Below are 12,216 nucleotides of genomic sequence, written 5' to 3' on the forward strand. Positions count from 1 at the left end.
GCCCCCACCCCCGCTACTCGTGCCCCCCGGCCCGTCCCCCCGCCACCGCCTCCCCCGCCGCAGCGCCTCCGCCTCCGCTCCCAGGCCCTCCCGGATCCGCCCGTGCGCCCTGTTCACGTCCCCCCGTTCCGCCGGCGGCAGCGGCGCTCCCGAGGCGCGGCGGGTCGCCGTCGCGGCGCCCAGGAGTCCGCCAGGGAGGACCCACACGCGCCCCAAGCAGCCAACGCCTTCCGCACCTGCCCCGAGCCTGCCCCACACCTCCGATGCCGCCTCCACTGCCACACCATCACCTCGCCCTGCACGGAGTCGGACTCGTGACGCGCAGGTAATGCGGCGCCTGTCGAGGGCGACCGCAAGGATGAGAACGGCGGGGTCAGGATCGGGGAGGCTTCGGGGGTGCTCTTGGCCCGAGGTCTCAGACTCGGCGTATCTGCATGACCGCCACCCTGGCGTCATGCCCGTCCACGTGCATGGGCACCACCTTCGTCCAGCGCAGCCGCAGTTGGGTGCCGTTCGTGCCCGGGGCCCACCCGATCTGGTCGATCCCGCGGCCGAAGGCGCGCTTCTCGTGGGCGGGCAGGAGCAGCGGCATCGGGCTGCGGTTCACGTCGCCGGTCCAGATCACCGGGAAGCTGCGGGCGCGCCAGTGCCCCAGCACCTCGTCGCGGTGCTTGCGGAAGTGCCGCCTCCACATGTCGTCCCGCCATGCCTCGTGCGGGTCCTGCGTGCCGTTGAATGCACCCGCCACATAGTGGGTGTTGGCGAAGACGAACCTCGACCGGGGATCGTCCGCCCGCGCCAGCACGGCCTCGGTGATCACCCGGTGCGGTGAGACGCCCGCCTTGCCGCCGTGGACGAAGGTGACCCTGCGGTCGACGATGTCGTACGCCTTGGGGATGGACATCGGCACCCGGTGGGCGCTGCTGTCGTACTCGAAGACGTTCCGGTAGGCGGTGCCGAAGTACTGGTTGATCCACCGGGGTTCCTGGTTGTCGCTCCCGTCCCCCTCGCCGATCTCCTGCCAGCCCACCAGCGGTCTGGCCAGTTGTCCGTCGATCGTCACCGCGTGCCGGACGTCCCGGATGGCGCGTTCCCGCTGTCCCATGTTCGTGCGCCCGATGTTGGCGGTGACGACGACGAGCCGCTGCCAGCCGTCGGCCGCGTCGGCGCTGTCGGCCGCGGCCAGTGCACCGGCGGTGCCGACGACGGCCGCGCCGCCGAGCCCGAGAGCGCGCCTCCTGGTGATCCCTTCCACGACTTCTCCCTCCGCGAGCTTCGAGCGCTGTCCCTACTGGACGTAGTAGCCGTCCGCGTTCAGGCGCAGCGCGCCGTTCATCGGGTAGCGGGGGCCGCCGTCCCACCAGTGCCACACCACCCGGAGGCTGCCGTCGGGCACGGCGAAGACGTCCATGCCGCCCGGCCCCCGGTGGTTGCCCGGCAGGCCGCGGTACGGGCCGAGGCCGCCGGAGCCGGTGTAGCCGAAGTACGGGCGTTCCGCGCCGCGGCGGAGGGGTTTGCAGCGGGACGAGGGGAGCGGCGTGGTGCCGCACTCGGCGATGCCCGTGGCGTAGCGGGCGCTGTCCCAGTTGTTGCCGGAGTACATCAGGTACCAGGTGCCGTCGGCCCGCCGCCACATGGCCGGGTTCTCGACGACGTGGGTGCCGCCGCTGGTCCCGCGGGTGTCCCAGGTGATGTCGGTGCTCTTGAGCACGTCCCGGCGGGTGCTCCAGACGGCCCGGCCCTCGCCGTCGGTGCGTACGGTCGAGATGCCGGTCTCGGCGCCGGCCGCGATCGCGTCGTCCCGGTAGGTGACGTACATGGTGCCGCCGCTGACGAAGGGGTTCGCGTCGATCGCCCACCGCCCGCCCGGCGGGCAGGCCCACTCGCCCGCGCTACGGAACGGGCCGCGGGCGGACGTCGCGACGGCCCGGCCGATGCACTTCTGCCCGGAGCCCTTGCGTGAGGCGGTGTAGTACATGAAGTAGCGGTCGCCGTAACGGGCCACCCCGGGGGCCCAGATGGCGCCGCCCGGCTCGGCCCAGGCGCCCGGTCCGCCGGGCAGTGCGTCGCCCGAGGCGCAGTCGGTCATGCCGACCGTGTTACCGGAGCCGTGGACGAGTACCGGGACGGAGAGCCGCCCGGTGGCGCCATCGCAGCGCGTTCCGCGGCCGGCGGGCACCGTGGTGCCGTAGGTGACGTACCGGCCGTCCTTCGCCCGCACGGTGTCCGGATCGGCAAGTGGGAAGGACGACGGGTTCGCCGCGGGGGAGAACGCCCCGTCGGCGGCAGGAGCCGGCGGTGCCTGCGGAGCCGGCGGTGCCTGCGGAGCCGACGGGGCCGGCGGGGCCGCGTCGGCGATCGGCGCCGCGACGGCCAGGGCTGTGGCCGTGCCCGTCACGGCGAGCAGTCGGCGGATACGGGTGCGCACGATTCCCCCCTGTCGTCGGTGTCACCGCCGATTCAAGGGGGTGCGCATACAAAGCAGATACACGCCGCCGGGGCGCCGGGAGCCCGCTGTCACCGCGGGGCGGGCGGCCGGGCGTAGCCGAAGCGTTCGTCCGTGGAGACGATCTCGCGGCCCAGGGGCATCAGGGAGATCGGGATGAGCTTGAGGTTCGCCCAGCCGAAGGGGATGCCGATGATCGACAGGAAGAGCGGGATGCTCGTGAGCAGGTGGCCGAGGGCCAGCCACCAGCCGGCGAAGATCACCCAGATCACGTTGCCGACGACCGAGGGCGTGCCCGCGTCCGGCCGTTCCACCGCCGTGCGGCCGAATGGCCACAGGACGTAGCCGGCGATGCGCAGGGAGGCGATGCCGAACGGGATCGTGATGATCAGGATGAAGCACACCAGCGCGGCGACCGTGTAGGCGATCGCCATCCAGATTCCGCAGAAGATCAGCCACAGGACGTTCAAGAGGAGGTTCAAGGGCTTCATGATCGGCACCTCTCCTGCACACTCGTATGGACCTGGTCCGTCCCCCTCAATTATCGGCACGCCGGCCGCCCGGACGGAAACGCAGCGCGTACGGGACCACCCCGCGCCCTGTGACGCGGGGCGGTCCCGTGGGGCGGGAGCCGGGGGCCGGGAGCCGGGTCAGACCCCCACCGGGGTGGCGTCCCGGTCCTTCTCCGGTCCGGACGACGCGACCCGCGTCTCCGGCCCCCGGTGCTTGTGGATCAGCAGGGCCAGCACCGCGCCCAGCGCCACTCCCGCCGCGCCGACCCACAGCGCCGGCGTCAGGCCGTCGACGAAGCTCTGCCCCGTCTCGTAGCCGCCCTGGGCGGAGAAGACCGCCGCCAGCAGGGCGATGCCCAGCGCGCCGCCCAGCTCGCGCAGCGCGTTGTTCGCGCCCGAGGCGATGCCCTGCTCCTCCGGGGCGACGCTGGACAGGACGACGTTCGCGGAGGGCGCGAAGTACATCGCCATGCCCACGCCGCTCACCGTCAGGGCCGGCAGGATCGCCCCGTAGGAGAAGCCCACCTCGACCGCCACCGCCCAGAGCACCAGCCCCAGCGCCTGCAGCGCGAGCCCGGCGGCGATGATCGGCCGGCCGCCGATGCGGTCGGAGAGCGCGCCGGCGATCGGGGTGACGATCAGCGGCATCGCGGTCCACGGCAGCATGCGCAGTCCGGCCTCCAGCGGCGAGTAGCCGCCGACGCCCTGGAGGAACTGGCTGAGCAGGAAGATCGAGCCGAACATTCCGACGAACATCAGCACGCTCGCCGCGTTGACGGCGCTGAAGCTGCGGTTGCGGAAGAGGCGCATGGGCAGCATGGGGTTCGCGGCGCGCAGCTCGTACGCGACGAAGGCGGCCAGCAGCACCGGCGCCGCGATCAGCCCGGCGAGGACGGGGGCGGCGGTCCAGCCGTCGGCGTTGCCGCGGACCAGGGCGTAGATGAGCCCGAAGAGGGCGGTGCTGGCGAGCACGGTGCCGGGGATGTCGAGGCGGTCGTTGGGGCCGTGGCTCTCGGCCAGCTTCAGCCGGACCAGCGGGATGAGGGCGATGCCGACGGGCACGTTCAGCCAGAAGATCCAGTGCCACGAGATGTGCTCGGTCAGCGCCCCGCCGACCAGCGGCCCGGACGCGACGGCCAGCCCCTGCACCGCGCCCCACACGCCGAGTGCCATCCCGCGGCGGGCGGCGGGTACGGCGGCGGAGAGCAGGGTCAGCGACAGCGGCATCAGCAGCGCGGCGCCGACGCCCTGGACGGCGCGGGCGGCGACGAGGCCGTCGATGCCGGTGGAGAGCGCGGCGGCGGCGGAGGAGGCGGTGAAGATGCCGATGCCGACGGCGAACATCCGGCGGCGGCCGAAGCGGTCGCCGAGCGAGGCGCCGAGCATCAGCAGGACGGCGAAGGTGAGCGTGTACGCGCTGACCGTCCACTCCAGGTCCTCCATGCCGCCGCCGAGGTCGTCGCGGATGGCGGGGAGGGCGGTGGTGACGACGAGATTGTCGAGCGCGCCCATGAAGCTGGCGAGGCTGGTGAGAAGCAGGGCCCAGAAAGTGGGGCCGAGGCGGCGGCGGTCGCCGGTGTGGGCTGGGGCGGACATGGTTCCCTCCGGATTAGTTATCAGTCAATAACTTTCGCGGGCATGCGTGGGCCGGGTGAGGGCCGGGTGCGGGGCTAGGTGCGGGGCAGGGTCTCGGGCCAGAAGCCGTCCCACACCCGCTCCCGCGGCGCGTAGCCGAGGGCGACGAAGGTGTTGATCAGCATCCCGTACGCGAGGAATCGGGCCGCCGTGTCGGCGTCCCCGTCGAACGTCAGCAGCGTGAAGTCGTAGAGCTGGTCGGACCAGGCGGCCCGGATCGGCTTGCCGAACTCGTGGTCGCCGGACGACTCGGCCGTGGCCACCGCGACGTACATCTGCATCTGCATCATCAGCCGGTCGCGGTCCTCGATCAGCCGCTGGTACGCCACGGCCATCGCCTTCTCCTCCTCGCCCGCGGGCGCCTCCTCGGCGGCGGCGCGGAGCACGGCCGCGGTCTCCTCGATGCAGCGCAGGGAGGCGGCGAGGAAGATGGCGCGCTTGTTGGGGAAGAGCCGGAAGAGGTACGGCTGCGAGACGCCGACCCGCTTGGCGATCGACTCGGTGGACGTGCCGTGGTAGCCACCCCGGCCGAACTCCGTGATCGCCGCGCGGATGACGCTCTCGCGTCGCTCTTCTGCGCTCATCCTTGCCATGACGGGTAAGTTATTGGCTACTCACTAACCTGTCAAGCCGGGAGCCCACGCACGGATCCGGCCCCGGTTCCGCTACGCCAGCCGGACCACGGCCCGCGACATCCCCAGCACCTTCTGCCCGGCGCTCGTCGCCGTCAGATCCACCCGGACCGTCCGCGCCTCGTCGTCCAGCTTCTGCGCGACCTTGCCCGAGACCTCGATCACCGCGCCCACGCCGTCGTCCGGCACGACCACCGGCTTGGTGAACCGCACCCCGTAGTCCACCACCGCGCCCGGGTCGCCGACCCAGTCCGTGACCACCCGGATCGCCTCGGCCATGGTGAACATGCCGTGCGCGATCACGTCCGGCAGCCCGACCTCCTTGGCGAACCGCTCGTTCCAGTGGATCGGGTTGAAGTCCCCGGACGCGCCCGCGTAGCGCACCAGCGTCTCGCGGGTCACCGGGAACGACTGCGCCGGCAGCTCCGTACCGGCCTCGACGGCGTCGTACGCCACCTTCGCCACCATCGGCCCTCAGCCCTCCCCGGCGGCGCGGGCCACCAGCTTGATGATCGTCGTCACCACGTGCTCGCCCGCCTCGTCACGGATCTCGCCGCGCACGTCCATGATGTCGTTCCCGGCCATCGACCTGATCGACTCGATCGTCGACGTCACCGAGAGCCGGTCCCCGGCCCGTACCGGACGGCTGTACGCGAACTTCTGGTCCCCGTGCACCACGCGGCTGTAGTCCAGCCCCAACTGCGGGTCCTCGATCACCTGTCCCGCAGCCCGGAACGCGATCGCGAACACGAACGTCGGCGGCGCGATCACATCGGGGTGGCCCAGGGCCTTCGCGGCGTCCGGGTCGGTGTACACGGGGTTCGCGTCGCCGACCGCCTCCGCGAACTCGCGGATCTTCTCCCGGCCCACCTCGTAGGGGGCGGTGGGCGGATAGCTCCGGCCCACGAAGGACTGATCGAGCGGCATGAACCCTCCTGTCGCGCGGGCGGGGGCGGGGTGGGGCGTGGCGAAGGGGTGGGCACGGCCGGGGAGGCGGCGCCGGGTGCGGAGTGAAGCGCGGCGAACCCCTCGCCCCGGAGGGGACGAGGGGTTCGATGGCCTGCGTTCAGCGAGTCTCGCGGTGCGCCGTGTGGGCGTTGCAGCGAGGACAGTGCTTCTTCATCTCAAGACGGTCCGGGTTGTTGCGCCGGTTCTTCTTGGTGATGTAGTTCCGCTCCTTGCACTCCACGCAGGCCAGCGTGATCTTCGGGCGGACGTCTGTGGCAGCCACGTGAGTGCTCCTTGACGAACGGACAACTTCTTCAACGCAGAAAGAGTAGCCGATCGAAGGTCCGAGCCTGCAATCGGCTACTTGAGGTGAGTAGCGGTGACCGGACTTGAACCGGTGACACAGCGATTATGAGCCGCTTGCTCTACCGACTGAGCTACACCGCTGCGATGCTCTGCTCCTCCCAGGATAGCGAGGTGCAAACCACATCAGAGCCCCAAAACGGAATCGAACCGTTGACCTTCTCCTTACCATGGAGACGCTCTGCCGACTGAGCTATTGGGGCGAGCGATGAAGACACTACACGCTGAGCGGCCGAAGGTGAAATCAGTAACCCGCCCTTGATCGCGCCCGCTCGTACGCGACGATCACCGCCGGTGGGCGGACCTGCGCCGCCGCCGGGTGGGCCTGCCGGTTGCCACGCCGGTACGACTTATCGCTCCTCTTGTCCCTCCTCCACGGCGGGCGCGTCCGCCCCACCTAGGCTCGTTCGCGCCGTCTGGTGCAGTCTGATGCTTTCTGATCATGTCTGTGCGAGTTTGCTCACATCGGCGATGTTTACCCTGACCTGCACGCAGGAGTCACATGCCCGCCAGCAGCCCTCCGCAGCAGCCTCGGCACGGATCCGCCCCGGGGGGTGACGGAACACCTGTGCTGTGCGACGCGCGGCTCGCGGACGGCAGGACGGTGGACGTACGCCTCGGGGGCGGCCGGATCCTGGCGGTGGGGACGGCGGGCAGCCTGGCGGGGCAGGCGGGCGGGTGCGGGGCGCGGGTGGATCTCGGGGGGTATGTGCTGCTGCCGGCGCCGGTGGAGGCGCATACGCACCTGGACACGGCGCTGACGGGGGTGGGGGGTGCGGGACCTGCGGGGGGTTTCCGGGGCGCGGAGGGTGTCGCTGCCGGAGTGCAGCGGCGGGCCGTCGAGGCGGTACTCCTCCAACTCGGGCACGGCGCCACCGCCTTGCGCACGCACGTACGGGTCGGCGGCGGCGCCGGGCTCGACGACCTCCGCGCCGTGCTCGCCGCCCGGGCCTCGCTGCGGGGGCTCGCCGACGTCGCGGTGGTGGCCGCGGCCCCGGTGCTGACCGGCGTCGCGGGGGCCGGGGGGCGGGCGCTGCTCCACGACGCCGTCGCGATGGGCGCGACGGCGCTCGGCGGTTGCCCGGACCTGGACCCGGACCCGGCGGGGTATGCGGAGGCGGTGCTGCGGGTGGCGGCGGAGTACGGATGTGCGGTCGATCTGCACTGCGACGGTACGGACCCCGCACGGCTCGACCGGGTGGCGGCGGTGGCGGGGGAGCTGCGCTGCGGGGTGGCCGTCGGGCCGTGCGGCGGGCTGGCGCGGGTGCCGTACGAGACGGCGGCGGGGGTGGCGGAGCGGCTGGCGGGCGCGGGGGTGGCGGTGGTGTGTCTGCCGCAGGGGGACTGCGGTGCGGTGAGGGGGGTGGGGAGCGGGTCGCCTCGCGGCGCGCGGCCGTTTGCGTACGCCCCCGTGCGGTTGCTGCGCGCCGCCGGCGTGCGCGTCGCGGCGGGGACCGGATCCGTACGCGACACCGCGAACCCCGTGGGGCGCGGCGATCCGCTGCTGTCCGCGTACCTCCTCGCCTCGGCGGGCGAGGCCGACCCGGCGGCGGCGTACGCGGCGGTGGCCGGGCAGGCGCGCGCGGTGCTCGGCCTGCCGGAGGTGCGGGTGGAGGCGGGCTTTCCGGCGGAGCTGCTGGCGGTACGGGGCGACTCCGTCGCGGGTGCGCTGTCCCTGGGGTACAGCCGGATCGTGATCCACCGCGGCCGGGTGGTGGCCCGTACGAGCGCCGTACGGGAGTACTGCGACTCGGGCGCCGCGGACCTGGACCTGCCCCGCCAGGGCCTGCGGCCCACGGCGGGCTGAGGGGCCCGCCTTCGCGCGACATGGACGGGGGCGGCCCCGGGCTCGCCTGCACCGGCGTTGTCAGAGGAGCCGCATACCCTTGGGCGGGCGTGAGGGAGAAGGCGTGCGGGTGCGTGCGCGCTGATGAGGGCGCGCGGGCCAGGGCATGAGGGCGCGGCCACGGTGTGAGGGCGCGCGCCACGGTGTGAGGGCGCGCGGGGGATGTGAGGTTGTCCCCGGTCTGCCGGGGTGCTACGCGCCGCGCGTTGCGGGCGGTCAGGCGTTACCGTCGGAGCCATGCGCATCGTCATCGCTGGAGGACACGGTCAGATCGCCCTGCGGCTGGAGCGGTTGCTCGCCGCCCGGGGCGACGAAGTCGCCGGAATCATCCGCCGCCCGGAGCAAGCCGACGACCTGCGGGCCGCCGGTGCCGAACCCGTCGTCTGCGACCTGGAGTCCGCGGGTGTCGACGAGGTCGCCCGGCATCTCCAAGGCGCCGACGCCGCGGTGTTCGCCGCCGGCGCCGGACCCGGCAGCGGTGAGGCGCGCAAGGACACCGTCGACCGCGGTGCCGCCGTGCTCTTCGCCGACGCCGCGGTGGCCGCCGGTGTGCGGCGCTTCGTCGTCGTCTCGTCCATGGGCGCCGGCAGCGAGCCGCCGGCCGGCCGGGACGAGGTGTTCGCCGCGTACCTGCGGGCGAAGACCGCCGCGGACGCGTACGTGCAGGCCCGGGACGGCCTGGACTGGACGATCCTGCGCCCCGGCATGCTGCGCAACGACGCCGGCACCGGCCTGGTCAACCTCGCCGCGAAGACGGGCCGTTCGGCGGTTCCACGCGACGACGTGGCAGCGGTGCTGGTCGCACTGCTGGACGAGCCCGGGACGGTGGGCCTGACGCTGGAACTGGTCGAGGGCGACACCCCGGTGCTGGACGCGGTCGCGGCCGTGGCGGGCAAGGCGCAGGGGTAGCCGGGGGGCCGGCGGGTCCACATACAGGCGCCGGTACGCGTGGGACGCACCGCGCGTCGTGCCCGTGCCGCCGGCGTCCCGCGGCGTACACAAGCAGACCGGTCCCACGGGAAGGCCCTCGCGCGGCCTGCGCCGCGTACGGGAGCGCCGCCCCGCCGTACGCGCCCCCCTCGGCCCGGCCCTCGCGGCACCGGCCCCGGGGCACCCCCCTCACCCTCCGCCCATACCGCCGTGCGCCCTTGTGCTCCCCCCGGGGCTGTAGTGCGCTGTGGCCCATGGGGAACAGGAGCACCGCCACACTCGTCGCCGTCCTCGCCGCCGGGACCCTCCTCGCCGGGCCCGGCGGCCTGCCCGGCCCGTCCGCCGCCCAGGCGGCCCCCGCCGTCGACCCCCGGCTCGACTCCGTCCTCCGCACCGACCCCACCGCCCTCCGCTGACCGAGTTCCACCGGGACATCGACGCCTACCTCGCCACCCGCGAGGGTCCGGCGGACCTCGCCGAGCGGCGACGCCTACCTCGCCACCCGCGAGGGTCCGGCGGACCTCGCCGAGCTGATCGAGTTCACCCGTACGCATCCCGAGGAACAGAGCTGCTTCGCCGGCCAGGAGCTGTTCGAGGAGGCGCTCGCCGCGCCGCCGCCCACCGACCCGGCGTACCGGGCGATGCGCGCCGAACTGAACGACCTGTCGAGGCGCTCCCTCGACGAGACGATGGCCGCCCACCGCCTCGACGCCGTCGCCGCGCCCACCAACCCGCCCGCCTGGACCACGGACTGCGCGCGCGGTGACAACGACGTGATCCCGTCGTCCACGCCCGCCGCGGTGTCGGGGTATCCGTCGCTGTCGGTGCCTGCCGGGTTCGTGGGCGAACTGCCGGTCGGGCTGCTGCTGATGGCCGGCGACCGCCAGGACGGCGCGCTGCTGACGCTGGGGGCGGCGGTGGAGGGGCGGTTGGACGCGTGGCGGGCGCCGCGGTATCTGCCGTCGGTGGGCGCGGGGGAGTGAGTACGGGCCCGGGGCCGGGCCGCGGCTCCGGGCCCCGGGTCATCCCTCGCCCAGCACCTCCGCGAGTGCCGGGAGCACCTGAGAGGACCAGCCGCCGCCCATGATCCGGTGGGCCCGGCGCTGGAGCGGGTCGTCGGGGTCGAAGCCGGCGTGGACGAGGAAGAGGCGGGTGCCGCGGCCCTCGGGGGCGAGGGTCCAGGTGATCGTCCAGTCGGCCGTCCCGCCCTCGGCGCCGGGCTCCGCGTCGGTCCAGCGGACGCGGAGCATCCGCTCCGGTTCGTACGCGAGGACCTCCTCCGCCACCGTGCCCGAGAAGCCGGTGCCGGGGCGGGGGAGTGCCCGCATCGTGGTGCGGTGGCCGACTTCGAGGCGGAAGTCGCCGGGCATGAGCCAGCGGGCGCGGAGCCCGGGCTCGGTGAGGGCCCGCCACACCTTGCGGGGCGGGTGGGGGAGGAAGGCGTCGAGCCGGATCTCGGTGGGGTCCTGGGGCCCGGGGAAGGCGGGGACGCTCATGTCCCGGCCCCGGAGCCGTCCGTACGGTCCGTGCCGTCCGTACGGTCCGTGCCGTCCGTACGGTCCGTGCCGTCCGTCTCCGGCAGGTCGTCCAGCAGCTCCGCCAGGCCCGCCAGCTTCGTCCGCCAGAACCGCTCGTACGGTCCCAGCCAGTCCCGCACCTCCGTCAGCGGCTCCGCCTCCAGCCGGTAGATCCGCTGCCGCCCCGCCCGCTCCTCGCTGACGAGCCCGGCCTCCCGCAGCACCTTCAGATGCTCCGAGAGGCTGGGCCGCCGCATGTCGAAGTGCGCCGCCAACTGCTGTACGGGCTGGGGGCCCTCGTCGCGCAGCAGCCGCAGCACCTCGCGCCGGACGGGACTGGACAGCGCGCCGAAGACGCGGTCCTCGCCGCGGGTCTCCTGTGTCGCAGGCACGTCCGCCGTCTCCTCTCTCCCGGGCGTCAGCCCTCCGCGGAGAGCAGGAACCGGTTGCCGTCGGGGTCCTCCAGGGTCGCCTGACGGCCCCACGGCTGGTCGTCCGGGCCCTCGACCTTAGCGCCCGCGGCGCGCAGAGCAGCGCAATCGCCGTCGAGGTCGGCGCTGACGAGCGCCGTGCCGTGGCCGCTGCCGGGGGTGAAGCCCTGTTCCGCGGCGGCGAGCACGAAGTGGGTCTGCGCGCCCTTGGGCGCGACGGCGAGCCAGCGGACGGGGCCCGTCTGCCGGTCGGCGACGACGTCGAAGCCGAGGGCGTCGGTGTAGAAGGTCTTGGCCCGGTCCTGGTCGGCGACGGGCAGGGTCACGAACTGCGCATGGGTGATGTTCATGCGGCAGATGATACGTAGGAAATTTCCTACGTATCAAGCCGGGCCGGGTACGGCGGGCGGCGGCGGGCCCGGCGGCCGGGGGTTCTCGTCGCCGTCGTACGCCGCGAGCGCCGTCTGCCGCAGCTCGAACAGCCCGGCCAGATCCGCCGCGCCGATCCGCTCCCGCGCCAGCAGCACGGCCGCCCGCGCCTCCACCGCGCCCCACGCCTGCCGCGAGCACTTGTTCGCCAGCCGCCGCCGCTCGCTCCGCAGGAACGCCGCCCCCGCCGCGAACCCCGCCGAGACCAGCGTGCCCAGCGCCGCCGGCACCCGCGCATCCGCGGACGCCAGCGCGGCGGCGCCGGAGACGGCGGCGAGGAGGGCGGCGGGGAAGCCGAGGGCGATGTCGGTCCTGGCCCAGAACTCGGCCCTGCGGTGGGCGAGTTTCCGCTGCCGTGTCGCGTCCTCGCGTAACCGCTCCACTTCGGTACGCAGCCGGTGCGCGGGCTCGTCCGGGGTGGCCGGTGGGGTGCCGCCGGTGGTCGTGGCCATAGTCGATTGCAGCACGAGAGGCGCCGCCGCGGCGGTGCGCCGGGGTGACAGTCCTCGGCGCGTCCGGTCGTCGGC

The 12,216-nt window shown here is 73.5% G+C and carries 15 protein-coding genes, 2 tRNA genes and 1 pseudogene; 4 read left to right on the forward strand and 14 right to left on the reverse strand.

Annotation, left to right across the window (positions count from 1 at the left end; translation table 11 throughout):
* Window positions 1–415: 415 nt before the first annotated feature.
* The 10 genes from ABGA99_RS33090 to ABGA99_RS33135 all read right to left on the reverse strand — a co-directional run bounded on the left by ABGA99_RS33090 (window position 416) and on the right by ABGA99_RS33135 (window position 6,739).
* Window positions 416–1,255, reverse strand: coding sequence for a hypothetical protein (locus tag ABGA99_RS33090; RefSeq protein WP_347581170.1), 840 nt, complete (start codon window positions 1,253–1,255; stop codon window positions 416–418).
* A 33-nt stretch (window positions 1,256–1,288) separates the two neighbouring features.
* Window positions 1,289–2,428 (reverse strand): family 43 glycosylhydrolase, encoded by a 1,140-nt coding sequence (locus tag ABGA99_RS33095; protein WP_347584087.1) that lies wholly within the window; start codon window positions 2,426–2,428, stop codon window positions 1,289–1,291.
* An 89-nt stretch (window positions 2,429–2,517) separates the two neighbouring features.
* A complete protein-coding gene (locus ABGA99_RS33100; protein ID WP_347581168.1) occupies window positions 2,518–2,937 on the reverse strand; it encodes a YccF domain-containing protein in 420 nt (139 codons plus the stop codon).
* Window positions 2,938–3,096: 159 nt separating this feature from the next.
* Window positions 3,097–4,554, reverse strand: a complete 1,458-nt coding sequence (locus tag ABGA99_RS33105; protein WP_347581167.1) for a DHA2 family efflux MFS transporter permease subunit — start codon at window positions 4,552–4,554, stop codon at window positions 3,097–3,099.
* Between the two features lie 74 nt (window positions 4,555–4,628).
* Window positions 4,629–5,177: a helix-turn-helix domain-containing protein gene (locus ABGA99_RS33110; RefSeq protein ID WP_347581175.1), complete on the reverse strand. Its 549-nt coding sequence runs from the start codon at window positions 5,175–5,177 to the stop codon at window positions 4,629–4,631.
* Window positions 5,178–5,258: 81 nt separating this feature from the next.
* Entirely contained in the window at window positions 5,259–5,693 is a 435-nt protein-coding gene (locus ABGA99_RS33115; RefSeq protein WP_047017514.1) for a MaoC family dehydratase, read from the reverse strand.
* Window positions 5,694–5,699: 6 nt separating this feature from the next.
* Window positions 5,700–6,152, reverse strand: coding sequence for a MaoC family dehydratase N-terminal domain-containing protein (locus ABGA99_RS33120; RefSeq protein ID WP_347581165.1), 453 nt, complete (start codon window positions 6,150–6,152; stop codon window positions 5,700–5,702).
* A gap of 139 nt (window positions 6,153–6,291) precedes the next feature.
* Complete coding sequence (rpmG, locus tag ABGA99_RS33125; protein WP_003948671.1) at window positions 6,292–6,456, reverse strand: 50S ribosomal protein L33; 165 nt, start codon at window positions 6,454–6,456, stop codon at window positions 6,292–6,294.
* A 91-nt stretch (window positions 6,457–6,547) separates the two neighbouring features.
* A tRNA-Met gene (locus tag ABGA99_RS33130) sits at window positions 6,548–6,620 on the reverse strand.
* A gap of 46 nt (window positions 6,621–6,666) precedes the next feature.
* Window positions 6,667–6,739: transfer RNA gene (locus tag ABGA99_RS33135), tRNA-Thr, on the reverse strand.
* A gap of 299 nt (window positions 6,740–7,038) precedes the next feature.
* On the opposite strand from ABGA99_RS33135, the gene ABGA99_RS33140 reads away from it, so the two are divergent.
* The 4 genes and pseudogenes from ABGA99_RS33140 to ABGA99_RS33155 all read left to right on the forward strand — a co-directional run.
* The gene (locus tag ABGA99_RS33140) at window positions 7,039–8,343 is read left to right on the forward strand and encodes an amidohydrolase family protein (RefSeq protein ID WP_347584088.1); all 1,305 of its coding nucleotides are present in this window, start codon (window positions 7,039–7,041) and stop codon (window positions 8,341–8,343) included.
* A 276-nt stretch (window positions 8,344–8,619) separates the two neighbouring features.
* Window positions 8,620–9,291, forward strand: coding sequence for an SDR family oxidoreductase (locus tag ABGA99_RS33145; protein ID WP_347581163.1), 672 nt, complete (start codon window positions 8,620–8,622; stop codon window positions 9,289–9,291).
* Window positions 9,292–9,566: 275 nt separating this feature from the next.
* On the forward strand, window positions 9,567–9,728 hold the full coding sequence (locus ABGA99_RS33150) for a hypothetical protein (protein ID WP_347584089.1): 162 nt from the start codon (window positions 9,567–9,569) through the stop codon (window positions 9,726–9,728).
* Window positions 9,729–9,797: 69 nt separating this feature from the next.
* Window positions 9,798–10,295 (forward strand): annotated as a pseudogene (locus tag ABGA99_RS33155) (amidase family protein); the annotation flags it as partial.
* Window positions 10,296–10,334: 39 nt separating this feature from the next.
* Here ABGA99_RS33155 and ABGA99_RS33160 read toward each other — a convergent pair.
* The 4 genes from ABGA99_RS33160 to ABGA99_RS33175 are packed head-to-tail and all read right to left on the reverse strand — an operon-like array spanning window position 10,335 to window position 12,141.
* Window positions 10,335–10,808, reverse strand: coding sequence for an SRPBCC domain-containing protein (locus ABGA99_RS33160; protein WP_347584090.1), 474 nt, complete (start codon window positions 10,806–10,808; stop codon window positions 10,335–10,337).
* Window positions 10,805–11,221, reverse strand: a complete 417-nt coding sequence (locus tag ABGA99_RS33165; RefSeq protein ID WP_347584091.1) for a metalloregulator ArsR/SmtB family transcription factor — start codon at window positions 11,219–11,221, stop codon at window positions 10,805–10,807. The genes ABGA99_RS33160 and ABGA99_RS33165 overlap by 4 nt, the downstream gene beginning before the upstream one ends.
* 26 nt (window positions 11,222–11,247) lie before the next feature.
* The gene (locus ABGA99_RS33170; protein ID WP_347581160.1) at window positions 11,248–11,610 is read right to left on the reverse strand and encodes a VOC family protein; all 363 of its coding nucleotides are present in this window, start codon (window positions 11,608–11,610) and stop codon (window positions 11,248–11,250) included.
* A gap of 33 nt (window positions 11,611–11,643) precedes the next feature.
* Window positions 11,644–12,141 (reverse strand): hypothetical protein, encoded by a 498-nt coding sequence (locus ABGA99_RS33175; RefSeq protein ID WP_347584092.1) that lies wholly within the window; start codon window positions 12,139–12,141, stop codon window positions 11,644–11,646.
* Between the last annotated feature and the right edge of the window lie 75 nt (window positions 12,142–12,216).

The sequence above is a fragment of the Streptomyces sp. B5E4 genome (assembly GCF_039871555.1).
Taxonomy (GTDB): Bacteria; Actinomycetota; Actinomycetes; order Streptomycetales; family Streptomycetaceae; genus Streptomyces.

Excerpts from the sequence above, each read along its gene's own strand:
- ABGA99_RS33145 (WP_347581163.1), top strand. The coding sequence starts at position 8,620 with ATGCGCATCGTCATCGCTGGAGGACACGGTCAGATCGCCCTGCGGCTG.
- ABGA99_RS33120 (WP_347581165.1), bottom strand. The coding sequence starts at position 6,152 with ATGCCGCTCGATCAGTCCTTCGTGGGCCGGAGCTATCCGCCCACCGCC.
- ABGA99_RS33150 (WP_347584089.1), top strand. The coding sequence starts at position 9,567 with ATGGGGAACAGGAGCACCGCCACACTCGTCGCCGTCCTCGCCGCCGGG.
- ABGA99_RS33140 (WP_347584088.1), top strand. The coding sequence starts at position 7,039 with ATGCCCGCCAGCAGCCCTCCGCAGCAGCCTCGGCACGGATCCGCCCCG.
- ABGA99_RS33110 (WP_347581175.1), bottom strand. The coding sequence starts at position 5,177 with ATGAGCGCAGAAGAGCGACGCGAGAGCGTCATCCGCGCGGCGATCACG.
- ABGA99_RS33105 (WP_347581167.1), bottom strand. The coding sequence starts at position 4,554 with ATGTCCGCCCCAGCCCACACCGGCGACCGCCGCCGCCTCGGCCCCACT.
- ABGA99_RS33160 (WP_347584090.1), bottom strand. The coding sequence starts at position 10,808 with ATGAGCGTCCCCGCCTTCCCCGGGCCCCAGGACCCCACCGAGATCCGG.
- ABGA99_RS33100 (WP_347581168.1), bottom strand. The coding sequence starts at position 2,937 with ATGAAGCCCTTGAACCTCCTCTTGAACGTCCTGTGGCTGATCTTCTGC.
- ABGA99_RS33175 (WP_347584092.1), bottom strand. The coding sequence starts at position 12,141 with ATGGCCACGACCACCGGCGGCACCCCACCGGCCACCCCGGACGAGCCC.
- ABGA99_RS33170 (WP_347581160.1), bottom strand. The coding sequence starts at position 11,610 with ATGAACATCACCCATGCGCAGTTCGTGACCCTGCCCGTCGCCGACCAG.
- ABGA99_RS33115 (WP_047017514.1), bottom strand. The coding sequence starts at position 5,693 with ATGGTGGCGAAGGTGGCGTACGACGCCGTCGAGGCCGGTACGGAGCTG.